20 protein-coding genes are annotated in these 23946 nt (G+C 61.3%); 14 read left to right on the top strand and 6 right to left on the bottom strand.

Features of this window, described 5'->3' with window-relative positions:
* Positions 1–9 precede the first annotated feature (9 nt).
* On the top strand, positions 10–966 hold the full coding sequence (locus tag OP495_RS09910; protein ID WP_280568857.1) for a D-ribose ABC transporter substrate-binding protein: 957 nt from the start codon (positions 10–12) through the stop codon (positions 964–966).
* 64 nt (positions 967–1030) lie between these two features.
* Here the strand turns inward: OP495_RS09910 and fba are convergent, their stop codons facing one another.
* From fba to OP495_RS09885, 5 genes are all read right to left on the bottom strand, one after another.
* Positions 1031–2095 carry a class II fructose-bisphosphate aldolase gene (fba, locus tag OP495_RS09905; protein WP_280563716.1) on the bottom strand — a complete coding sequence of 355 codons (1065 nt, stop codon included), beginning with the start codon at positions 2093–2095 and terminating at the stop codon, positions 1031–1033.
* A gap of 122 nt (positions 2096–2217) precedes the next feature.
* A complete protein-coding gene (locus tag OP495_RS09900; RefSeq protein ID WP_280568856.1) occupies positions 2218–3381 on the bottom strand; it encodes a phosphoglycerate kinase in 1164 nt (387 codons plus the stop codon).
* An 11-nt stretch (positions 3382–3392) separates the two neighbouring features.
* Entirely contained in the window at positions 3393–4484 is a 1092-nt protein-coding gene (locus tag OP495_RS09895; protein WP_280563718.1) for a glyceraldehyde 3-phosphate dehydrogenase NAD-binding domain-containing protein, read from the bottom strand.
* A gap of 138 nt (positions 4485–4622) precedes the next feature.
* Positions 4623–5351 (bottom strand): LrgB family protein, encoded by a 729-nt coding sequence (locus OP495_RS09890; RefSeq protein WP_280568853.1) that lies wholly within the window; start codon positions 5349–5351, stop codon positions 4623–4625.
* A complete protein-coding gene (locus tag OP495_RS09885; RefSeq protein WP_280565428.1) occupies positions 5344–5709 on the bottom strand; it encodes a CidA/LrgA family protein in 366 nt (121 codons plus the stop codon). The genes OP495_RS09890 and OP495_RS09885 overlap by 8 nt, the downstream gene beginning before the upstream one ends.
* 196 nt (positions 5710–5905) lie before the next feature.
* On the opposite strand from OP495_RS09885, the gene OP495_RS09880 reads away from it, so the two are divergent.
* The 8 genes from OP495_RS09880 (at position 5906) to OP495_RS09845 (ending at position 14744) form a co-directional block, all read left to right on the top strand.
* On the top strand, positions 5906–6958 hold the full coding sequence (locus OP495_RS09880) for a class I fructose-bisphosphate aldolase (RefSeq protein ID WP_280568851.1): 1053 nt from the start codon (positions 5906–5908) through the stop codon (positions 6956–6958).
* Positions 6959–7130: 172 nt separating this feature from the next.
* The gene (gene ubiM, locus OP495_RS09875) at positions 7131–8333 is read left to right on the top strand and encodes a 5-demethoxyubiquinol-8 5-hydroxylase UbiM (RefSeq protein WP_280568849.1); all 1203 of its coding nucleotides are present in this window, start codon (positions 7131–7133) and stop codon (positions 8331–8333) included.
* A 210-nt stretch (positions 8334–8543) separates the two neighbouring features.
* On the top strand, positions 8544–8768 hold the full coding sequence (gene nrdH, locus OP495_RS09870; protein ID WP_280563723.1) for a glutaredoxin-like protein NrdH: 225 nt from the start codon (positions 8544–8546) through the stop codon (positions 8766–8768).
* A 14-nt stretch (positions 8769–8782) separates the two neighbouring features.
* Complete coding sequence (gene nrdI / locus OP495_RS09865) at positions 8783–9187, top strand: class Ib ribonucleoside-diphosphate reductase assembly flavoprotein NrdI (RefSeq protein ID WP_280563724.1); 405 nt, start codon at positions 8783–8785, stop codon at positions 9185–9187.
* Positions 9177–11351: a class 1b ribonucleoside-diphosphate reductase subunit alpha gene (gene nrdE / locus OP495_RS09860; RefSeq protein WP_280568846.1), complete on the top strand. Its 2175-nt coding sequence runs from the start codon at positions 9177–9179 to the stop codon at positions 11349–11351. Before nrdI ends, nrdE begins: the two co-directional genes overlap by 11 nt.
* Positions 11352–11435: 84 nt before the next feature.
* Positions 11436–12416 (top strand): class 1b ribonucleoside-diphosphate reductase subunit beta, encoded by a 981-nt coding sequence (gene nrdF / locus OP495_RS09855; RefSeq protein WP_280568843.1) that lies wholly within the window; start codon positions 11436–11438, stop codon positions 12414–12416.
* Positions 12417–12627: 211 nt separating this feature from the next.
* Positions 12628–13626, top strand: a complete 999-nt coding sequence (locus OP495_RS09850; RefSeq protein ID WP_280563727.1) for an aldo/keto reductase — start codon at positions 12628–12630, stop codon at positions 13624–13626.
* 62 nt (positions 13627–13688) lie between these two features.
* Positions 13689–14744 carry an aldo/keto reductase gene (locus OP495_RS09845; RefSeq protein ID WP_280568841.1) on the top strand — a complete coding sequence of 352 codons (1056 nt, stop codon included), beginning with the start codon at positions 13689–13691 and terminating at the stop codon, positions 14742–14744.
* Between the two features lie 122 nt (positions 14745–14866).
* Here the strand turns inward: OP495_RS09845 and tkt are convergent, their stop codons facing one another.
* Positions 14867–16858: a transketolase gene (tkt, locus tag OP495_RS09840; protein WP_280568838.1), complete on the bottom strand. Its 1992-nt coding sequence runs from the start codon at positions 16856–16858 to the stop codon at positions 14867–14869.
* Positions 16859–17232: 374 nt separating this feature from the next.
* On the opposite strand from tkt, the gene metK reads away from it, so the two are divergent.
* The 5 genes from metK (at position 17233) to OP495_RS09815 (ending at position 23905) form a co-directional block, all read left to right on the top strand.
* Positions 17233–18453 carry a methionine adenosyltransferase gene (gene metK / locus OP495_RS09835; RefSeq protein WP_280568836.1) on the top strand — a complete coding sequence of 407 codons (1221 nt, stop codon included), beginning with the start codon at positions 17233–17235 and terminating at the stop codon, positions 18451–18453.
* A gap of 221 nt (positions 18454–18674) precedes the next feature.
* On the top strand, positions 18675–19922 hold the full coding sequence (locus OP495_RS09830; RefSeq protein ID WP_280568833.1) for a sodium:proton antiporter: 1248 nt from the start codon (positions 18675–18677) through the stop codon (positions 19920–19922).
* A 114-nt stretch (positions 19923–20036) separates the two neighbouring features.
* Positions 20037–21176, top strand: a complete 1140-nt coding sequence (locus tag OP495_RS09825) for a TAXI family TRAP transporter solute-binding subunit (protein ID WP_280568831.1) — start codon at positions 20037–20039, stop codon at positions 21174–21176.
* 26 nt (positions 21177–21202) lie between these two features.
* Positions 21203–21700: a DUF1850 domain-containing protein gene (locus OP495_RS09820; RefSeq protein WP_280563746.1), complete on the top strand. Its 498-nt coding sequence runs from the start codon at positions 21203–21205 to the stop codon at positions 21698–21700.
* Positions 21701–21730: 30 nt separating this feature from the next.
* The gene (locus OP495_RS09815) at positions 21731–23905 is read left to right on the top strand and encodes a TRAP transporter permease (protein WP_280568829.1); all 2175 of its coding nucleotides are present in this window, start codon (positions 21731–21733) and stop codon (positions 23903–23905) included.
* Positions 23906–23946 lie beyond the last annotated feature (41 nt).

The following is a 23946-nucleotide window of genomic DNA, read 5'->3' as shown; positions in this document are numbered from 1 at the left end:
TGGTCGATTATGTTCATGAAAGGAAAACGCCTGCTGATAGCTGCACTGGCCGTGAGCACGCCGCTCTTCGTGGGTGGGGTCGCGGCCCAGGACGAAGGACGTATCTCCATTATCGTCAACGACACCTCCAACCCCTACTGGTTCACGGAAGGCAAGATCGCCGAGGAAACCGCGGAAGAGCTTGGCTATCGCGCCGAGGTGAGTTCTCACAAGGGGGACACCAACAAGGAAAGCAACCAGATCGATACGGCCATCACTAATCAGGTCGATGCCATCATTCTCGACCCAGCCAATGCTGACGGCTCCATTGGGGCGGTGCGCAAGGCCGTCGAAGCTGATATCCCGGTGTTTATCATCAATGCCGAAATCAACGAGCAGGGGCTGGCTCAGGCACAGCTCGTCTCGAACAACGCCCAGGGTGCGGCGCTGGGTGCACAGCAGTGGATCAAGGCAGTGGGCGATTCGGCACGCTACGTGGAGCTCAAGGGCGCGCCTTCGGATAATAACGCCGCGACCCGTTCCAACGGCTACGAAACCGTACTCAGCCAATATCCCGGCCTCGAGCAGGTCGGCGTCGATGTCGCCAACTGGGATAGAACTGAAGGGTTCAACAAGACGCAGAGCATGTTACAGGCCAACCCCGACATCGATGGCGTGATCAGCGGTAACGACGAGATGGCGCTGGGCGCTATCTCGGCCCTGAAGGAAGCCGGCAAGCTCGATGACGTGGTCGTGGGAGGCTTTGATGGCTCGCCCGACGCGGTCGAGGCGGTCAAAGCTGGAGAGATGGAATATACCGTGCTGCAACCGGTGGCCATCTTCTCGGAAACGGCGGTGCGCATGGCGGATAAATACATCAAGAACGGTGAAACCGGCATGGATAGCGAGAAGAGGCTCTTCGACTGCCTTCTCATCACCTCGGACAATGTCGATCAATACACCGACCCGTTCGTGCTTAAGCAGTAATCCTTCCCTGAAGCGCTTGAGAGCGCCTGCGGCGCTCTCAAGTCTCCCCCGGTCTCGATAGGGCTTACGAGATCTGCGGCTTCAACTCGCCACTCGCGTAACGCTCGAACATGCGTTCGAGGTTGAGCGGGGCGATCTTGCTGGCCTGGCCGGCGGTGCCGAAGGCTTCGAAGCGCTGGATGCACACATCGCGCATGGCGGTGACGCTTGCCTTGAGGAACTTGCGCGGATCGAACTCGCTGGGGTTTTCAGCCAAAAAGCGACGCACCGCACCGGTAGACGCCAAGCGCAGGTCGGTGTCGATGTTGACCTTGCGCACGCCGTGCTTGATGCCTTCGACGATTTCCTCGACCGGCACGCCATAAGTCTCGGGAATCTCGCCCCCGCTAGCGTTGATGGTCTCCAACCATTCCTGCGGCACTGAACTGGAGCCGTGCATCACCAGGTGGGTGTCGGGGATGCGTGCGTGAATTTCCTTGATGCGCTGAATGGAGAGGATGTCGCCGGTCGGCGGCCGCGTGAACTTGTAGGCGCCGTGGCTGGTGCCAATGGCGATGGCCAGGGCGTCGGCCTGGGTGGCGGCGACGAACTGTGCGGCCTCTTCCGGGTCGGTCAGCAGTTGACTGTGATCCAGCGTTCCCTCGGCGCCGACGCCGTCTTCCTCACCGGCCTGGCCGGTTTCCAGCGAGCCCAGGCAGCCCAGCTCGCCTTCCACCGAGACGCCACAGGCGTGCGCCATGGCCACCGCGCGACGGGTGACGTCGACGTTATAGGCGTAGTCGGCGGGCGTCTTGCCGTCTTCCTTGAGCGAGCCGTCCATCATTACCGACGAGAAGCCGAGCTGGATGGAGCGTTGACAGACATCGGGACTGGTGCCGTGATCCTGGTGCATGACCACTGGAATATGCGGGAACTCTTCCACCGCGGCCAGGATCAGGTGGCGCAGGAAGGACGCACCGGCGTATTTGCGCGCGCCTGCGGAGGCTTGCACGATAACCGGTGAGTCGGTGCGGTCGGCGGCCTCCATGATGGCGCGCATCTGTTCCAGGTTGTTGACGTTGAACGCGGGAACGCCATAGGCGTGTTCGGCGGCGTGGTCGAGCAGTTGACGCAGGCTGATCAGAGCCATGGGGAGTGTGATTCCTCTAGAAGTACAAGGCGGCCCGCAGGCCGCCGATCGTGACGTAGTGGCTTGAGTAGTCGTTTTAAGTAGTGGTTTGAGTGGTGGCTTAAGCAGTGGCTTGAGCCAGGTTATCGGGAGGCGGCTTCGAGCGCCGCTACGGCGGGCAGTTGCTTGCCTTCCACATATTCGAGGAAGGCGCCGCCGCCGGTGGAAATGTAGGAGACATCATCGGCGACGCCGTACTTGTCGATGGCTGCCAGGGTGTCGCCGCCACCGGCGATGGAAAACGCCGTACTGGCCGCGATGGCGCGCGAGAGCGTCTCGGTGCCCTTGCCGAACTGGTCGATCTCGAACACGCCGACGGGGCCGTTCCACAGGATAGTGCCGGCGTTTTCGAGCAGCGCGGCGAAGCGCTTGGCGGTATCCGGGCCGATGTCGAGAATCATGTCGTCGTCGTTGAGCTGGTCGACCGGCTTGACGGTGGCTTCGGCCTGCTCGGAGAACTCGGTGGCGACCACCACGTCGGACGGCAGTGGAATGTTGACCTTGGCCATCAGCGCCTTGGCTTGATCGACCAGGTCGGCCTCATGCAGCGACTTGGCGACGTTGTAGCCCGCCGCGGCGATGAAGGTGTTGGCAATACCGCCGCCGACGATCAGTTGATCGCACTTCTCGGACAACGCGGTGAGTACCTCGAGCTTGGTGGATACCTTGGAGCCGCCGACGATGGCCAGCATCGGGCGTGCCGGCGTGGCCAGTGCCTTTTCCAGTGCGTCGAGCTCGCCCGCCAGCAAGGGACCCGCACAGGCGGTGGATGCGTATCGCGCCACGCCGTGGGTCGAGGCCTGGGCACGATGGGCGGTGCCGAAAGCGTCCATCACGTAGACGTCACAGAGCGCGGCGTAGGTCTTGGCCAGTACCTCGTCGTCCTTCTTCTCGCCGGTGTTGTAACGCACGTTCTCGAGCAGCACGACCTCGCCATCGGCGATATCGACGCTGCCGTCGAGATAGTCCTTTTCCAGGCGTACCTCGCGGCCTAGCAGCTTGCCGAGATGCGTCGCCACCGGGGCGAGCGAGAACTCATCGTCGAGCTCGCCTTCGGTGGGGCGGCCTAGATGGCTCATCAGCATCACCCGAGCGCCGGCGTCGAGTGCGGCCTGAATGGTCGGCAGGCAGGCGCGCAGGCGCGCATCGCTGGTGACCTGGTCGCCCTTGATGGGCACGTTGAGATCTTCACGAATCAGTACACGTTTTCCGGCGAGATCCAGATCGGTCATCTTGCGCACATTCATGGGCGTGTTCCTCACTTGGGTGAAGGGATGTCAGACGAAAACGACGCTGTCGAGGGTGTGGCGTGTGTCGATGTGGCGGGCGTTGCCTGAGAGGCGAGCGCCAGCCAATGTGTCGCCACGTCGAGCATGCGGTTGGCGAAGCCCCACTCGTTGTCGAACCAGCACAGCATCTTGATCAGATGGCTGCCGGCCACGCGGGTCTGGGTGGCGTCCACGATACCCGAGCGCGGATCGTGGTTGAAGTCGACCGAGGTCACCGGTTCCTGGGTATAGCCGAGCAAGCCGTGGAGGCGCGCGTGGCTGGCGGTCTGTAACAGCGCATTGACCTGCTCGGCGGTGGTGGTCTCGCGCACTGACAGCGCCATGTCCATGGCCGAGACGTTGATGGTCGGCACACGCACGTGCAGGCACTCGAAGCGCCCAGCAAGATGCGGCATGAGGCGCTCGATGCCGCGTGCCAGGCCCGTGTCCACGGGGATGATCGAATGCATGGCCGAGCGCGTCAGGCGCAGGTCGGTCTTGTGGTAGGCATCGATCACCGGTTGGTCGTTCATCGCCGAATGAATGGTAGTGGTCACGCCGTGCTCCAGCCCCAGCGCCTCGTCGAGCACGGTCAACAGCGGTACCAGGCAGTTGGTGGTGCAGGACGCGGCGGAGACGATGGTCATCTCAGGGCGTAGCTCGGCGTCGTTGATGCCATGCACGATGGTGGCGTCGACATCGGCCTCGGCGGGCTGCGAGAACAGTAGCCGCTGGGCGCCGGCGGCGATATGCCGTTCGGCGGTGGTGCGGTCCTTGAAGCTGCCCGAGCATTCGAGCACCAGGTCGATGTCAAGCTCGGCCCAGGGGAGATGCGACGGGTCGGACTCGGACAGCACGCGGATGGCATGGTCGTCGATGACCAGCGCACCGTCGCGGGCTTCCACCTGGCCGGGAAAGCGCCCATGGGTGGTATCGTAGCGCGTCAGGTAGGCGATGGTATCGAGATCGGACATCTCGTTGATGGCGACGACGACCAGGTCAGTCGCATGGCGCTCGGTGAGGGCTCGCAGGACACATTGGCCGATACGGCCGTAACCATTGATGGCGATGCGATAGGACATGGACAGACGCTCGTGAGCCCCGCTTCGACAGTGAAGTGCCGATGTTAGCGCAGTTACGCCTCGCTTGCCCAAGGCTGCGTGACGTTGGCATGACATGACACGATTCAGCTTGGGCATTCATGTCACCGCAGGCTAGCGCTAACCCATGATATGCCACATCAACGGCAGCCATAGCGCCGTGAATACGCCGGTCAAACTCATGCCAAGCGAGGCGAAGGCGCCGGCGGTGGGGCCGATGTCGAAGGCACGCACGGTGCCGATGGCGTGGCCGTTGACGCCCAGCGCAAAACCGATGACGCGCTGGTCGTGGATGTTTCCCAAGCGCGCCAGCAGCGTAATGCTGAGCGTGGCCATCACGCCGGTAATCAGCAGGGCACCCATCAACAGCGAGACCGAGCCCTGTAGCTCCTCGACGATGCCCATGGCGATGGGGGCGGTCACCGACTTTGGCGCTAGCGAGGCCAGCACCGTCGGCGGGGCATCCAACAACCAGGCGATGCTTACAGCATATCCCGCGGCCAGGATCGCCGCAGGGGGTAAGGTCAGCACGATGGGCTTCCACAGTGTTCGAACATGATGCAACTGCTGGTAGAGCGGTACGCCGAGCGCTACGGTGGCGGGGCCAAGTAGCCAGGTCAGCCAGCCGACACCACGGCGGTACTCGGTGTAGTCGAGCGGTAAAAGCGCCAGCAAACCGGCCAGCAGGCAGGCGGCGAGCAGAATGGGTGGGCACCAGGCGGGCGAGCGCAGCCAGCCAAAAAGTCGCAGGCCGGCGAAATAGGCCGCCAGGGTGAGCACGATGGCGGTTTCAGGACGTTGCGGCAGCATGTTGGCCAGGCTTTCCAGGCGAAGTAAAAACTCACTCATGCGGTCGCTCTCCGGACATTGAGACCAGACGCTGCATCAGCCACAGCGTAGTTAACGAGCTGAGCAGTGTGCCCAGGACCAGAGCGATGAAGATGGTCAGCCATTGGCCGCTGAATTCGTCGGCTTGGAAGAAGATGCCGACGACGCCTGGCATGATGAGCAGTGCCAGCATGCCGATCAACGGTTGGCTGGCGGCGTCGAGGTCGTGGCTCAAGCGGCGGCGCAGCAGAAGCCAGAGGGTGAGCAATAACATACCGGCCACCCCGCTGGAGAGCGGGAGTGCGAACAGCTCGACGATGATGTCGCCGAGCATCAAAAACGCCGTCAGGATCAGAAAACCCCGTAGGATGGACAGCATGCGGATAGCCCTTGCATGAATGTGCCGGAGATTGACGCGCATCATACCAGAGTACGCGGCGAATGCCGGGGGCGACATTGACGCTTACGTGGCGAGCGTGAATTGCTATGCTCTACGAGCATGTGCCAGCCTGATGATCGACGTCGGCTGCCGTGCCGTGCGTATAGCCAGGCTTGGATGACAGGGAGGAAACGACATGACCGATATCGCAAGGCTCTTGGGGGCTGAGGCGGAAACACTGCTGGAGCATCAATGCCAGACGTTTCGCAAGGAAGATTTATACCTGCCGGGGCCGGATTTCATCGATCGGGTGATGTCGGAAAACGACCGTAGCCCGCACGTACTGCGCAACATGCAGACGCTTTTCAATCATGGCCGCTTGGCCGGTACCGGCTATCTGAGTTTCCTGCCGGTGGATCAGGGGATCGAGCACTCTGCCGGGGCGTCGTTCGCGCCTAATCCGCTTTACTTCGATCCCAAGAACATCGTCGAGTTGGCCATCGAGGGCGGCTGCAATGGCGTAGCCTCGACGCTGGGCGTTCTATCCTCGGTGGCGCGCCGTTATGCGCACAAGATCCCCTTCATGCTTAAGCTCAACCACAACGAGACGCTGACCTATCCGGCGATCTATGACCAGACGCTGTTCGCGCAGGTCGAGCAGGCGCACGACATGGGCTGCGTGGCGGTGGGTGCCACCATCTACTTCGGCTCGCCCGAGAGTCGTCGACAGATTCAGGAAATCAGCGAGGCCTTCGAGCGCGCCCATGAACTGGGCATGGTGACCGTGCTGTGGTCCTATCTGCGCAATCCGGCGTTCAAGCACGAGGGCACGGACTATCACGTCTCCTCGGACTTGACCGGCCAGGCGATCCACATGGCGGCGACGCTCAAGGCGGATATCGTCAAGCAGAAGCTACCGGAGAATAATGGTGGCTATCGTGCCGTCGGTTTCGGGCATACTCACGACAAGGTCTACGACGAGCTGACCAGCGACAATCCCGTGGATCTGGCGCGCTACCAGGTGGCGAACTGCTTCATGGGGCGTGCCGGGCTGATCAATTCCGGCGGTGGCTCCAAAGGCCACTCCGACCTGGGTGAAGCCGTGCGCACGGCGGTGATCAACAAACGCGCTGGCGGCATGGGGCTGATTTCCGGACGCAAGGCGTTCCAGAAGCCGATGAACGAAGGCGTTGAACTGCTCAACGCCCTTCAGGACGTCTACCTCTCCTCCGAGGTAACTCTTGCCTGACGCGCGGCCTAACGACACTGAATAACGACTCGGTCTTGCCGGGTCGTCTTGCCGACTTTTCGTCCATAGCCTAAGGTCGCGACCCATTGTCACGCTTATGACGCGTGAGCGTCGTGCCCACTATGATGGTGGCGTGCCCAGTCCGGGCATGCGCATTTGACGCGGAGGGCGCATGCCGCAATCTGCCGGAGGTGTCGCTATCAAAGATGTGGTGATCGTCGGTGCGGGGCCGGTCGGGCTGTGCCTGGCATTGGAGCTGGCGGCGCTGGATTTGTCGGTGACGTTGATCGATGCCGCGCCGTACACGGCGCTGGCCTCGCCCGGCGACGATGGGCGTGAGATTGCCCTGACGCACGCCTCGCGCGAGCAACTGGCGGCGGTGGGTATCGATATTCCTGCAGATCGGATGGCACCGCTTCGCGAGGCACGTCTCTATAACGGCGCCAATCCGCGGGGCATGACCCTGGCCAGTGCGCGAGGCGAGGGCCAGGACAGCATCGGCCAGCTCGTCGCCAATCATGTCATCAGGCGCGCCGCGTTCGAAGCGGTGCAGGGCGTCGAGCATATCGAGCTCGTCACCGGACGCCGGGTGAGCGCATTGGGCACCGGCGCTGGCTGGCGTAGCGTGCTGCTCGACGACCAGTCGCACATTCCTGCACGTCTGGTGGTGGCTGCCGATGGTCGTTTGTCGGCGACGCGCCGCCTGGCGGGGCTCTCCGCACAGATTCATGACACCGGCCAGCGTCTGCTGGTGCGCCGTATGGCGCATGCTCGGCCACATCGGGAGGTGACCTGGTCATGGTTCACCGGTGAGCGTGGCTTGGCATTGCTGCCGCTGGCGGGCGATACTGCGTCGCTGGTGATGACGCTCCCGCCGCACGATGCCGAGCGGCTCAAGGCGTTGTCGTCGGAAGCATTCGCGGCGGAGGCGACGCGTCTTTATCAGCGCAGTGTGGGCGAGATGCACTGCCATGACGCCTTGCACGATTATCCGCTCACGGTCAGTCGTGCCGAGCATCTGGTCGCCGATCGCGTGGCGTTGGTGGGCGATGCGGCGGTGGGGCTGCACCCGGTCACGGCGCATGGCTTCAACGTTGGCCTGGCCAGTGTGCGCCGGCTGGTCGATGCGCTGACGCCTCACGGTCAGACGGTGGAGGATGTCGGGACGCCGACGCGGCTAGCGGTTTATGCGCGGTACCATCAGCGTGCGATCCTACCGCTGTGGCATGCTTCGCGAGCCTTGGTGACGTTGTACGGCGATACGCGGCCACCGTCACGCCTCATGCGTCACTTGGTACTGGGGGCCGCGCGCCAAGCCGTGCCGCTTCAGTGGCTACTCGAAGACTATTTGGCCAGGCCGTCGTCGCGTCGCTGAGACGGTTCTTTCCCCGCCATAGACGGGCTTTGCTCACCTGACTCGCACTAGCGAATTTGTATGGCTCCGTCAATATCTATGCGTATCCCTGAGTTTGTACTACCATATATGGTGTATTGAGACGCGGTGCCTGAGAAAGCGGCGCGTCATCCCCAAACAATCTTTATACCTTCTATTTCTTCTTTGCGAAAACAAAGGACTATCATTCTCATGGGCATCAAGATTTACAGCAAGCCGGATTGCATGCAGTGCCACGCCACCTATCGCGCCCTCGATAAGCAGGGGCTCGACTACACGGTGGTGGATATCAGCAAGGATCCCGAGGCAGTACGAACCGTCGAATCGCTGGGCTATCGCCAGTTGCCGGTGGTCGTGGCGGCGGAATCGCAGCATTGGTCAGGTTTTCGTCCCGAGCTGATTCGCCAACTCGCCTGAGAGGAGGGGGCAGAATGCGCGATGTAGTGTACTTTTCCACGCAATCGGGCAACACGCGGCGCTTCGTCGAAAAGCTCGACGTGCCGGCGCAGGCTATCCCGCGTAGCCGTAACGATGTCCTGCTGCGCGTGGAGCGTCCCTATATCCTGATCTTGCCGACATACGGCGATGGCGATCCACGCACGGCAGTACCGGGACCGGTGATCCGGTTCTTGAACGACCCCCACAACCGGGCCCTGATCGAAGGCGTGGTGGCCGCTGGCAATACCAACTTCGGTGCCGCCTTCGGCCTAGCCGGTCGCGTGGTCGCGCACAAGTGCCAGGTGCCGTTGCTGCACCGCTTCGAATTGATGGGAATGCCCGAGGATGTCGCCAAGGTGAATAGTTGCCTGGCGGCGGAGATGACAGATGCTGGATGATACCGTGGAAACTACCGAGAATACGTCCTCCGTCGAGCTGAGCCGTGCGACGCAGACGCTGGATTATCACGCCCTCAACGCGATGCTCAACCTCTACGATAACGAGGGGCGTCTGCAACTGCAGGCGGACCGCGAAGCGTCGCGTCAGTACTTCCTGCAGCACGTCAACCAGAACACGGTTTTCTTCCATTCGCTGGAAGAAAAACTCGAGTATCTGGTGACGAAGGGCTATTACGAGAAGGAGGTGCTTGATCAGTACGACTTCGCCTTCATCAAGTCGCTTTTCGAGCGCGCCTATGCCGTGAAGTTCCGCTTTCAAAGCTTTCTCGGCGCGTTCAAGTATTACACCAGTTATACGCTCAAGACGTTCGACGGGCGACGCTACCTGGAGCGCTTCGAGGACCGTGTGTGCATGGTCGCGCTGACCTTGGCGCAGGGTGACGAGACGGTGGCTCGGCAGCTGATGGATGAAATCATCCACGGACGCTTTCAGCCGGCCACACCGACGTTTCTCAATTGCGGCAAGAAGCAGCGCGGCGAGCTGGTCTCGTGCTTCCTGCTGCGCATCGAGGACAACATGGAGTCCATTGGGCGCTCCATCAATTCGGCGCTGCAGCTTTCCAAGCGTGGCGGCGGTGTGGCGTTTCTGCTCAGTAACATCCGCGAGGCGGGTGCACCGATCAAGCATATCGAGAACCAGTCCTCGGGCATCATTCCGATCATGAAAATGCTCGAAGATGCGTTCTCCTACGCTAACCAGCTGGGCGCGCGCCAGGGCGCCGGCGCGGTGTATCTCAACGCGCATCACCCGGATATCCTGCGTTTCCTCGACACCAAGCGCGAAAACGCCGACGAGAAGATTCGCATCAAGACGCTGTCGCTGGGCGTAGTGATTCCCGACATCACCTTCGATCTGGCCAGGCGCAACGAGCAGATGTATCTGTTCTCGCCCTACGATGTCGAGAACGTCTACGGCAAGCCGTTCGGCGACATTAGCGTCACCGAGAAATACGACGAGATGGTCGACGATGCGCGTATTCACAAGACCAAGATCAACGCGCGCGAGCTGTTCCAGACGTTGGCGGAGGTCCAGTTCGAGTCGGGCTATCCGTATGTAATGTTCGAGGACACGGTGAATCGCGCCAACCCGATCGCCGGTCGCATCAACATGAGCAACCTGTGCTCGGAGATCCTGCAGGTCAACACGCCGTCCGATTACGATGCGGATCTGGGCTATGAGCGTATCGGCGAGGATATTTCCTGCAATCTTGGCTCGCTGAACATCGCCAGGACCATGGACTCTTCGGATTTCGGGGCCACGGTCGAAACCGCGATTCGCGGGCTGACGGCGGTGTCCGAGATGAGCGATATCCGCTCGGTGCCGTCGATTGCCGAGGCCAACAAGCATTCGCATGCCATCGGTCTGGGACAGATGAACCTGCACGGTTATCTAGCCCGCGAGCATATTCATTACGGCAGTGAAGAAGGCCTGGACTTCACTAACCTCTACTTCTACACCGTGACCTATCACGCGCTGCGCGCTTCCAACCAGCTGGCCATTGAGCGGGGCGTGGCCTTCGCCGGTTTCGCGGACTCGGACTATGCCAGCGGTGTGTACTTCGACAAGTACACAGAGCAGGCGTGGGGCCCGCGTACCGCGCGCGTCCGCGAGCTGTTCGACAAGGCCGGTATCCATGTGCCGACCCAGGACGACTGGCGCGAACTCAAGGCGTCGGTCATGGCTAATGGGCTCTTCAACCGCAACCTCCAGGCGGTGCCGCCGACCGGTTCGATTTCCTATATCAACCATTCGACGTCGAGCATTCACCCGGTGGTGTCGAAGATCGAGATCCGCAAGGAAGGCAAACTGGGACGCGTCTATTACCCGGCGCCGTATCTCAACGACGACAACCAGGAATACTACCAGGACGCCTACGAGATCGGTCCCGAGAAGATCATCGACACCTATGCCGAGGCCACGCAGCACGTCGATCAGGGCCTGTCGCTGACGTTGTTCTTCCGCGATACCGCGACCACGCGCGATATCAATCGGGCGCAGATCTACGCCTGGCGTCAGGGCATCAAGACGCTTTATTACGTGCGTCTGCGTCAGGCCGCGCTGGAAGGCACGGAAGTCGAGGGTTGCGTGTCCTGCACCCTGTAAGCTGTCGCCTACGCGACCACTCCATCGAGATTACCGGTGCGTTGGTGACAGTGCCCGCGCACCGCCGGAACTGAGAGAACCGTCATGACCGCTACCGCCGCACCGCGTCATCTGACGCGTGTCGATGCCATCAACTGGAACCGCCTCCAGGACGACAAGGACCTCGAGGTCTGGAACCGGCTGACCGCCAACTTCTGGCTGCCCGAGAAGGTGCCGTTGTCCAACGACGTAAGCGCGTGGAACTCACTGACCGAGCAGGAACAGACGCTGACCATTCGCGTCTTTACCGGGCTCACGCTGCTCGACACCATTCAGGGCACCATCGGCGCGCCGGTGCTGATCGAGGACTCCGTGACGCCCCATGAGGAGGCGGTGTTCACCAACATCAGCTTCATGGAGTCGGTACATGCGCGCTCCTACAGCTCGATCTTCTCGACGCTATGCGCGACGCGTGATGTCGACGATGCCTACCGCTGGAGTGAAGAGAATCCGCATCTACAGAACAAGGCTGAGTTGATTCTCAACCGTTACCGTATGGACGATCCTCTGATGCGCAAGGTCGCCAGCGTCTTCCTCGAGTCGTTCTTGTTCTACTCCGGTTTCTATCTGCCGATGTACTGGGCCAGCCGCGGCAAGCTGACCAACACTGCCGACCTGATTCGTCTGATCATTCGCGACGAAGCGGTCCACGGCTACTACATCGGTTACAAGTTCCAGCAGGCGCTGGCCAAGGAGAGCGCCGAGCGCCAGCAAGAGATCAAGGACGCCACCTTCGATCTGCTGCTTGAGCTCTACGACAACGAGGTGCAGTACACCGAATCGCTCTACGACGACGTGGGACTCACCGAAGAGGTCAAGGCGTTCTTGCATTACAACGCCAACAAGGCGTTGATGAACCTGGGCTACGAGCCGCTGTTCCCCGGCGCCACCGAGTCGGTCAATCCCGCGATCCTGGCGGCGCTCTCACCAGGGGCCGAGGAGAACCACGACTTCTTCTCCGGCTCCGGCTCTTCCTACGTCATCGGGCGTTCGGAGCGTACCGAGGATGAAGACTGGGCGTTCTGAGTCGGTCTCATTACGTCCTGATCAGCGTCCTCCGTCGCTTTGATTGTTCAGCCTCTCCTGGGTGCCCGACATCGGCTCGTGTCGTGGCGCCCGGGGGCGCATATCCTCCGCTTTCTCCTCTCGTAAATCTTGTCAAAGTTGCGGTCGGCGACCACGCTGGATAGCGTTCCGGAAGGCGGCACGCTGCCGCTGACAGGCAAAGGAGAGCAGCATGGAAAGCATCACGATACCGGGGACCGACCTCACGCCGTCACGCGTGGGGCTCGGCACTTGGGCAATCGGTGGTTGGAAATGGGGCGGCGCCGACGACGCCAATGCGGTGCGTACCATTCATGCCGCGCTGGATCGCGGCATTACGCTGATCGATACAGCGCCGGCCTACGGGTTTGGGCATTCCGAGGAGGTCGTCGGTCGGGCGCTGGCCGAGTACGGGCAGCGCGACAAGGTGGTGCTCGCCACCAAGACGGCGCTGGAGTGGCAGGAAGGCAGTGACGGCGTGGTGCGCAATGCCTCCGCAGCACGCATCGAGAAGGAAGTGGAAGACTCGCTGCGGCGCCTGCGCACCGAGGCGATCGATCTGTACCAGGTTCATTGGCCGGATCCACGGGTACCGATGGAGGAAACCGCCGACGCCATGCAGCGTCTATACCGTGCCGGCAAGATTCGCGCCATCGGTGTCAGCAACTTCAGTCCCGAGCAGTTCGATGCCTTTCGTCAGGTGGCGCCGTTGCACAGTGTGCAGCCACCGCTCAATCTGTTCGAGCGCGATGCCGAGCGCGACATCATTCCCTATTCGCAGCGCGAAGGGTTGGTCTTTCTGGCCTATGGCGCGCTGTGTCGCGGCTTGCTGACGGGCAAGATGCACGCCGATTCGGCCTTCACCGGCGACGATCTGCGCCAATCCGACCCCAAGTTCCAATCGCCTCGCTTCGCGCAGTATCTCGCGGCAGTCGAGGCGTTGACGCAACTCGCTCGTGAGCACCACGACAAGCCAGTATTGGCCTTGGCGGTGCGCTGGGTGCTCGATTCCCATCCCAATGCCATTGCCCTTTGGGGTGCAAGGCGCCCGGATCAGGTGACACCGCTGGATGCGCTTGGCAACTGGTCGCTGACATCCAGCGACCTGCGCGACATCGACGCCATCATCGACGAGCATGTCACGGACCCCGTAGGCCCCGAGTTCATGGCACCTCCCGCACGGGAGGAGTGATAGTCGCTCCGGCGGCCGTCCAGCGGGCGGCTGTCATTTCGTCATCAATCAGGAGAGCCAACATGGAATATCGTCATCTCGGCCATTCTGGCCTGCGCGTCTCGCCACTGACGTTAGGCACCATGACCTTCGGCGGTGTCGGCAAGATGGCCAGCGTCGGCGACACCGGGCTGAGCGACGCCCAGCGCCAGATCGATATGGCCATCGAGCGTGGCGTCAACTTCTTCGACACCGCCAACATGTATTCCGAGGGTCGTTCGGAAGAGATCCTCGGCGAAGCGATCAAGGCCAAGCGTGACGATATACTGATCGCCAGCAAGGTACGTTTCCCGATGGGCGAGGGCCCCAACGACGACGGCCTGTCGCGTTTTCATATCCTGCGTCAGTGTGAGGCCAGCCTGAAACGGCTGCAGACCGACCACCTGGATCTCTATCTGATGCACCAGTGGGATGGCCTTACGCCCCTGGAAGAAACCTTGGAGACGATGGATCAACTGGTACGCGCCGGCAAGATCCGCTACTACGGCGTATCCAACTGGTCCGCCTGGCACGTCATGAAGGCGCTCAAGATCTGCGAGCGGCACAACTTCATCAAGCCGATCTGCCAGCAGATCCATTACACCGCTCAGGCCCGCGATGCCGAGTTCGAGCTGATGCCGGCGGCCGTCGATCAGGGGCTGGGCACCATGGTCTGGAGCCCGCTCGCCGGGGGCCTGCTTTCCGGCAAGTATCGCCGTGGCCAGCACAACCCCGACGGCACGCGTTTCAGTCAAGGCTGGACCGAGCCGCCGATCCATGACGAGGACAGACTCTTCGACTTGATCGATACGCTGGTAGAAGTCGCCGACGGCCACGGCGTCTCCGCCGCCCAGGTAGCGCTGGCCTGGACGCTGAACCGCCCCGGCGTGTCCACCGCGGTGATTGGCGCGCGCAAGGATGAGCAGCTCAAGGACAACCTGGCGAGCGCCGAGCTCGCGCTAAAGCCCGACGAGATCGCCGCCATCGAGAAAGTCAGCCGTCCGGCGCTGCTCTATCCCTACTGGCACCAGCACAATACGGCGGCCAATCGCCTGGGCCATGCCGACCGTGTGCTGCATGGTCAGTATCTCGACGACTGACCTGGACTGAGGCGCCGTGGACATACGGCCCAGACGAAAACGCCCGGCAAGCCATGCTTGCCGGGCGTGTACGTCATGCGACGGACATTAAAGGCCTGATGCGTAGCGCCAGGCCGGGCGCGTCATGCCAGCAGTGCCTTGGCCTGGTCGACGACGTTGTCGACGGTGAAGCCGAAGTGCTTGAACAGATCGCCGGTGGGTGCGGATTCGCCGTAGGTGGTCATGCCGACGATGCCGCCGTCGAGGCCCACGTACTTGAACCAGAAGTCGCGATGCGCGGCTTCGATGGCCAGGCGCGCGGTGACACCACGCGGCAGAACCGAATCACGATAGTCGGCGTCCTGGGCGTCGAAGGTGTCGGTGGAGGGCATGGAGACCACGCGCACGCGTTTGCCTGCGCTTTCCAGCTCACTGGCGGCATCCATCGCCAGGCCGACTTCGGAGCCGGTGGCGATGAGAAGCAGTTCCGGTGTCCCGTCACAGTCCTTGAGGACGTAGCCACCGCGCTCGATATTGGCCAGCTGCTGTTTGTCCCGGTTCTGGTGGGGCAAGCTCTGGCGCGAGAATACCAGGGCTGAGGGGCCGGCCTGACGCTTGAGCGCCGCGTCCCAGGCCACGGCGGTTTCCACGGCGTCGCAGGGGCGCCAGGTGGAGAGGTTGGGCGTCGAGCGTAGCGTGGTGAGCTGCTCGATCGGCTGGTGCGTCGGACCGTCTTCGCCCAACCCGATGGAATCATGGGTGAAGACGTGGATGACTTGCTGGCCCATCAGCGCTGCCATGCGCACGGCGTTGCGCATGTATTCCATGAAGATCAGGAAGGTAGCGCCATAGGGTACGAAGCCGCCATGCAGGGCGATACCGTTCATGATCGCGGCCATGCCGAACTCACGCACGCCGTAATGCAGGTAGTTGCCGTTGGCCTCGGACTGCGTGATGGTCTGGGCGCCCTTCCAGAAGGTCAGGTTGGACGGCGCCAAATCGGCGCTGCCGCCCAGTAGCTCGGGTAGCTGCGGGCCGAGTTCGTTGAGGCATGCCAGCGAGGCCTTGCGCGAGGCGAGGCTTTCGCCTTTTTCCTGGGCATCCTCGATGAGCTTCTCGCTGGTCAACTCGGCCGGTAGTTCACCCTTGAGGCGACGTTCGAGCTCGCGGGCCTCTTCTGGATAGGCGGCTTGATAGCGCGCGAAACGCTCGTCCCAGTTGGCTTCGGCCTCGCGACCGCGCTGGGTGGCGTCCCAGGATTGATAGATGTCTTCCGGCACGTGGAACGGAGGATGCGGCCAGCCGAGCTGCTCGCGGGCGGCGGCGACTTCGTCCTCGCCGAGTGCCGCGCCGTGACTTTCTTCCTTGCCCTGCTTATTGGGCGCGCCGAAGCCGATGATCGTCTTGCAGATGATCATGCTGGGCTTGTCGTCGTTGGTGCGGGCTAGCTCGATGGCTGCCTTGACCGCCTCGGGGTCGTGACCATCGACGTTGGGCACCACGTGCCAGCCGTATGCCTCGAAACGCTTGGCGGTATCGTCGGTGAACCAGCCTTCGACTTCACCGTCGATGGAAATACCGTTGGCATCGTAGAAGGCGATCAGTTTGCCCAGCCCCTGGGTGCCCGCCAGCGAAGAGACTTCGTGCGAGACGCCTTCCATCAGGCAGCCATCGCCGACGAAGACATAAGTGTAGTGATCGACGATCGCATGGCCGGGACGATTGAATTGCGCGGCTAGAGTGCGCTCGGCGATGGCCATGCCCACGGCATTGGCCAGGCCCTGACCCAAGGGGCCCGTGGTGGTCTCGATGCCCGGTGCGTAGCCGAACTCCGGGTGCCCGGCGGTTTTCGAGTGCAATTGGCGGAAGTTCTGCAGGTCTTCCAGTGAGATGCCGTGCCCCGTCAGGTGTAAAAGCGAATAGTGCAACATCGAGCCATGACCATTGGAGAGCATGAAGCGATCGCGGTTGGCCCAGTGCGGGTTGGCGGGGTTGTGCGTGAGGTATTCATTCCACAGCACCTGCGCGATATCGGCCATGCCCATGGGCGCGCCGGGGTGGCCGGAACTGGCCTTCTGGACGGCATCCATGGATAGGGCACGAATGGCATTGGCCATTTCGAAACGGGACGGCATTGGCTAGCTCCTCGCCTGCGGCATCGGGTAAAGCGACGTAGGAAAGAGCCCCGGCGCGTGAGCGCTTGTCGGTTGTACGTACTCTTTCCTACGCCGCCGATATCGAGCGCGGGGCGCCGCCTGTGCGGGCCCCGGGATTCGGTTCGGTATTGTCGCCGAGAAGCCACGTAGCATCAAATGCCGCCGAGGGCCAATCGCTAGGCAGCTAGTCATCCAGCGTGTAAACTTTGCACCCCCGAGCCGGCCTCGTCTCGCGCCGGACCTGTCATGCGCCGTGCCGAAATCGCCATCGGCTGGCGGCGTAATTTTATCTCCTTAACGATGGCGGTCGTGTTTCGGCTCGCCAGCATGTGATAGAGAGAGTCGAGGACGCCATGAGCGAATATTCCCTGTTTACTTCCGAGTCTGTCTCCGAGGGGCACCCGGACAAGATCGCCGATCAGATTTCCGACGCGGTGCTGGATGCCATCATTGCCCGCGACAAGCAGGCGCGCGTGGCCTGTGAAACCATGGTCAAGACCGGTGTCGCCATCGTCGCTGGCGAGATCACCACGTCCGCCTGGGTCGATCTGGAAGATTTGGTGCGTAACGTCATCAACGAGATTGGTTATACCTCCTCGGAGGTCGGCTTCGACGGTAATACCTGTGGTGTGCTCAACCTGATCGGCAAACAGAGCGTGGATATCGCCCAGGGCGTCGATCGCTCCAAACCCGAGGATCAGGGCGCGGGCGACCAGGGCTTGATGTTCGGTTATGCTACCGATGAGACTGACTCCTACATGCCGGCACCGATTCACTATTCTCACCGTCTGGTGGAACGCCAGGCCGAGCTGCGCAAGCACGGCTTGCTGCCATGGCTGCGTCCGGACGCCAAGAGTCAGCTGACGTTCCGCTATGACGAGCATGGCAAGCCGTGCAGCGTCGATGCCATCGTACTGTCCACCCAACACGATCCGGACATCGACCAGGAAGAACTGCGTGACATGATCAAGCGCGAGATCATCGAAGAGGTGATTCCCGCTGAATGGTTGACCGAGAACACCAAGTACCACATCAACCCGACCGGTAACTTCGTCATCGGTGGTCCGGTGGGCGACTGTGGCCTGACGGGGCGCAAGATCATCGTCGATACCTACGGCGGCATGGCGCGCCATGGTGGCGGAGCGTTCTCGGGCAAGGATCCGTCCAAGGTCGATCGCAGTGCTGCCTATGCCGGACGTTACGTGGCCAAGAACATCGTTGCCGCCGGTCTCGCCGAGCGCTGCGAGATTCAGATTTCCTACGCCATCGGTGTGGCCGAGCCGACGTCCGTCTCGGTGGATACTTTCGGTACCGGCCAGATCAGCGATGCCAGGATCGTCGAGCTGGTCCGTGAGCACTTCGACCTGCGCCCGAATGCGATTACCAGCATGCTCAATCTGCTGCATCCCATGTATCAACTGACGGCGGCATACGGGCACTTCGGCCGCGAGCCGTTCGAGCATAGCTATACCTGGACCGATGCCAACGGCGAGCAGCAGGCCGAGACCTTCACGGCGTTTCCCTGGGAAAAGACCGACCGTGCCGATGCCTTGCGGCAGGCGGCTGGCCTGTGATGGGAGGCCTACTGGCAAGATCCGACGCATGAGGCTTGCTCGAGAAGTGACGCTATGACGGCATAGCGGATCCGGGTTCCCGGATCCGCTTTTTTGATCGATTATCGTCGCGATGAATCTGCATCATGGTCGCCTCCATCGAGCGCCTCTATCGCTTAATGACAGAGACGAGAGCTCCGGTGACAATTCGCCATGGCTGGTAGCGAAAGGGAAGTCTTTGCATGCTGGAAATCGCCGCAGTCTTCATCACGGTCACCGCACTGTTTGCGTGGTTCAACTACCGCTTCATCAAATTACCGGCGACGATCGGCGTGATGTGCATCTCGCTGTTGGCGTCGGTGTTGCTGATCACATCGAGTTACTTCGGTTTCGACGCCATTACCGATTGGGCGGAAGCCTGGCTGGGCCAGATAAACTTCAACGCCTTGTTGATGGACGGCATGCTGTCGTGTCTGTTGTTTGCCGGTGCGTTGCACGTCGATGTTCACAAGCTCAAACGTTACCGTTACTCGATCGGCTTTCTTGCCACCATCGGTGTGGTGATCTCGACCGTGGCGATCGGCAGCGCGGCTTGGTGGCTCTTCGCCACTTTTCATGTCGGGGTGCCCTATCTTTACTGCTTGGTCTTCGGGGCGCTGATCTCGCCAACGGACCCGATTGCCGTGCTTGGCATCATGCGAAGCGCCGGTGCGCCCGAGGATATGGAGATCAAGATCGTCGGTGAGTCCCTGTTCAATGATGGCGTCGCGGTGGTGGTGTTCACCATGATGCTGGGGGCGGCGACTGCGACCGAAGCGCTGACTTTCACACACTCCGCAGTACTGTTTCTGGAGGAGGCCGGCGGCGGGGCGTTACTCGGATTGGTCATGGGGTATATCGCCTACCGGATGATGAAAAGCATCGATCAGTATCAGGTCGAGGTGCTGGTCAGCCTGGCGCTGGTACTGGGAGGTTATACGCTGGCAACGCATCTGCACGTATCGGGACCGATCTCGATGGTCATCGCCGGTCTGTTCATCGGCAACCGTGGCCGTGAACATGCCATGTCGGATACCACCCGTCGTTATGTCGATGGCTTCTGGGAGCTGATCGACGAGATTCTCAACGCGGTGCTGTTCGTGCTGATCGGGCTCGAACTGCTGCTGATTCCTTTCCAGTGGTCCTATTTGATCGTTGCGGGCCCCATGATCGGCGTCATCCTGATGATGCGCTTGCTCACCATTGGTCTTCCCATCATCGTACTGAGGCGTTGGGTGCCTTATCGCCATGGGACGACGCGAGTACTCACCTGGGGTGGGCTGCGAGGCGGCATCTCTGTGGCGTTGGCGCTAGGGTTGCCCGAGAGCGACTATCGCAGCACCATCGTGATGGTGACCTACATCATCGTTCTCTTTTCGATTCTGGCTCAGGGGCTGACGATCGGTCGCCTGGTTCAGCGTGTCTTATCTCAAGACTCCAAAGATTATTAGACTTTAGTCGTAAGACGGGGTGTCGCCATGGTATCCACTCTCTGCGGCTCGTAAGGTAAGGGGTCGACAATTCAATAACCACGGGATCGTGGATAATCAAGGGGTGAATACGCTATGGCGACTCGTACTTTGATGCTGGCGGCTGCGTTGGGCCTTTCCGGTGCTTTGCTGGCCGGCTGCGGTGACGACGGGAGTGACTCCGAGACCGAGGAAGCGACGCAAAACGGCGAGTCGAGCTCGCAGGCCTCCGAAGAGCAGACATCGAGTGATGTCAGTGACACCAATGGCGGAGGCGACACGCAGACCGCGAGTGCCGAGCCGGTCAGCCTAATCTTCGGCACCGGAGGCACGGGCGGTACCTACTATCCCATCGGCGGTGCCCTGAAGGGCGTCTTCGAGGCCAGCGATCTCGTTGATGAGGTTCAGGTCGTCTCCACCGGCGCGTCTGTGCAAAACATCAACAACATCACCGATGGTCTCAATCAGATCGCCATCGTGATGAGTGATGTCGCCTATGACGCCGTCAACGGCGAGAACCAGTTTGATGGTGAGCCTGCTGATATTCAGGCGCTCGCCGGGCTTTATCCCAACGTCGTGCAGATCGTTGCGACCGAGGACAGTGGCATCGAAAGCATTGCCGATCTCGAAGGCAAGCGCGTCGGCGTGGGTAAGGTCGGTTCCGGCGTCGAGCAGAGCGCCGCCAAGGTGATCGAGTCCGCCGGCTTGAGCTATGACGATCTGGCCCAAGTCAGCCATACCGGGTATGCCGATAGCGTGACCAGCATGAGCAACGGCAATCTGGATGCGGCCTTCTTTACGTCCGGCGTGCCCAACTCGAGCATCACCGGGTTGATGCAAAGCACTGACATCACCTTCGTGCCGGTGAGCGGTGACGTGGCGGACAAGTTGCTCGACGAATACCCTTATTACGAGACGTATACGCTGCCGGCGGGCGCGCCCGAGCGTTATGATCTCGGCGAAGAGGTCGACACCGTGGCGATTCGCAACATGTTGATCGTCAGTGGCGATATGCGCGATGACGTCGCCGAGGAGCTGACTCAACGCTTCTATGATTATCTCAATTCCGAGAACGTCTCGGTGGGTGCACTCAATCAGTTCGATCCTGACACCATGAATCAGAACCTGGTGGCGCCGGTGCACCCGGGGGCTCAGACATTCTATGATTCACTGTCCTCTGAGAACGGTGATGCGGAAAATGCGTCGAGCGAGGATGCTGGCGACGCACAATCCTGATGCAAGGCCTGGCGGTATGATTCACTATGCCGCGTAAGCGTTGGTGGATCGGCGGCACGGTGGCGATCATGGCGATCGCCACCGTGTTGTATCCATGGTCCTGGTTGGCGGTACGCGAAGGGTCGCAATGGCGCTATGCCTTCCCGGGCTGGGAAGGGACGTCGTTCACTCTGCGTTGGACGCACTCGGTCGAGAAGGAAGACTGGGAAGAGTGGTTCGAGGTGACCGAAGGTGGCGCAATAGAGATCACTGGCACCCGTTTCAAGACCTTTGGGGCAGGCGTACCGGCATCGGCGGGCAAGGAAACACACCTTGAGGATGGTTGGGTGGTGATGACGGGCATCGACCGCGTCGTGGACCCTCTCGCCGTCCAGGCAGCCCCTGCCGAGCATTATCGCATGCGCTATGCCGGGCATATGTTCGCATTATCGCATGCCTCTCCGCCGCCGATTTATACGTTTAGCGTCCGCAGGGCCCCACTCTGGCGAGTATTGCCGGCATTGGTGCGGCCCTGGTTATCGTAATGACTCGCCTTGCGAGAGATGAAGATCCCTATGTCTCAAGATAAAAGTGCACCAGCCGCCGATGATAATGACAAGGCGGTCCAGGAAGCGCTGGAAAGGTTTGACCGTGAAAGTTTGGTGCGCGATGCGTTGCCGGGGTTGGTGGTCAAGTTCGTCACCGGTCTGGCGATATTGCTGGCATTGTTTCACCTGTATACCTCGTTCGCGGGGCCGCTGGTCGATGTGGCACAGCGCAGTATCCACTTGTATACCCTGCTGGGTCTGACGTTCATTCTCTACCCGTTGACCCGCAAGGGTGCGCGTGACCGGGTGCCGTGGGGGGATGCCATTCTGTCAGTGCTGGCGTTTGGCGTCGGCGTTTACATGTTGGTGGTGTCCGATCGCGTCATTGCCTCGGCGGGACGCATCAACGATGTCGATATGCTGGTGGGCTTGCTGGCTATTCTACTGGTGCTCGATGCCACCAGGCGAGCGACTGGGTGGGGGTTAACGCTGCTGGCGACGATTTTCCTGGTCTACGGGTTCTACGCCAAGTTGTCGTTCTATCCGCAGTTGAACGAGTCGGTCATTCTGGCCACCTGCCGCCAGATCATGTCGCATCTGGTATTCATCACCGAGGGCTTGCTGGGTACCGCCATCGGCGTATCGGCCAGCTATATCATTCTGTTCATTTTGTTCGGCGCCTTCCTGGGGAAATCGGGCCTGGGGCAGCTCTTCAACGATCTGGCACTCGCCGTGGCCGGACACACACGCGGCGGGCCGGCCAAGGTGGCGGTGATCGCCAGCGGTTTTCTGGGCTCGATCAACGGGTCGGCGATCGCCAATGTGGTGACCACGGGGGCCTTCACCATTCCATTGATGAAGCGCACCGGTTACAAGCCGAATTTCGCGGGGGCTGTCGAGGCCTCGGCGAGTGTCGGTGGGCAGATCCTGCCACCGATCATGGGGGCGGCTGCCTTTATCATGGCGGAAGTCTTGTCAGTGCCTTACACCCAAGTGGTCCTGGCCGGCATCATTCCGGCTTTGCTGTTTTATCTGGGTGTGTTGTTCCAGGTGCACCTGCGTGCTCTGCGCAATGGCCTCGAGGGAATCCCACGCTCCGAGCTGACGCCGCTCAAGTCCGTGATGCTCAAGCGCGGTCATCTGCTGGTGCCGATGGTGGTGCTGCTGTGGCTGCTGTTCGATGGCCGAGCACCGTTCTTCGCGGCCTTCTGGTCGATTGCCGCCACCGTGCTGATTTGCGGCACGCGTCGAGTCACCGTGGGTGTCAGTGCGATTCTGGCGCTTTTGATCTTCGAGCCGCAATTGCGGGCATTATTTGTCGGTTATGCGCAGCCCAACATGCCGGCGAGTCGCTGGTCACTGTTTCTGATCATTGCGGTGCCGGTGGCGCTCAACGCTGTGCGTGCCAAGCTCGGGCTGGTGGCGGAAAAAATGGATATCGCCGAGTGCCGTGATGCAATGCACGACGGCGTGCGCAATGCCATTCCCGTGGCGGTCGCCTGTGGTGCGGTAGGCATCATCGTGGGTATCGCCACGCTCACCGGCATCGCCCTGGACGCTGCCGATGCCGTAGTCACCCTGGGGCAGCAGATTCCGGTCCCCATGATTCAGCTTCTGGTGACACTGTTCCTGACCATGATCGCGTCTATCGTGCTGGGGATGGGGCTGCCGAGCATCCCGACCTATATCATCACCAGCACCATGGCGGCGCCGATCCTGCTCAACCTGCCGCTGTTCCGCGAGCTGGCAGGCAGTAATGAGACGGCGATCTTCGTGGCGCACATGTTCGTGTTTTATTTCGGGCTGTTCGCCAACCTGACCCCACCGGTGGCCCTGGCCGCCTATGCCGGTGCCGGCATCAGCGGTGGCTCGCCCAATGCTACGGGGTTCCAAGCCATGAAACTGGCTGTTGCCGGGTTTGTGGTGCCCTACATGTTCGTGTTTGCGCACAGCATGCTGATGATCGATGCGACGCTGAGTAACATTCTGTGGGTGATCGTCACCGGTGTGGTCGGCGTCTTGTTGCTGGCCGTGGCGGTGGAAGGCTATCTGCGCCGTCCGCTCAATCCGTTCTGGCGTCTGCTGGCAGCGATCGGGGCGTTGACATTGATCTACCCTGGATTGCTCAGCGATGTCGTCGGTGCGGCAATCACGGTAGTCTTGTTCCTGCTGGCCAAGAAGACGCAACCCGCGACGGCGTGACATGTGGATGCCATAGTGCATGTCGATAATGCGTGTTGATA

The organism is Chromohalobacter sp. 296-RDG (assembly GCF_029889885.1).
GTDB lineage: Bacteria > Pseudomonadota > Gammaproteobacteria > Pseudomonadales > Halomonadaceae > Chromohalobacter.
The sequence above is the reverse complement of the archived record's forward strand: the minus strand, read 5'-3'. Positions and strand labels throughout refer to the sequence as shown.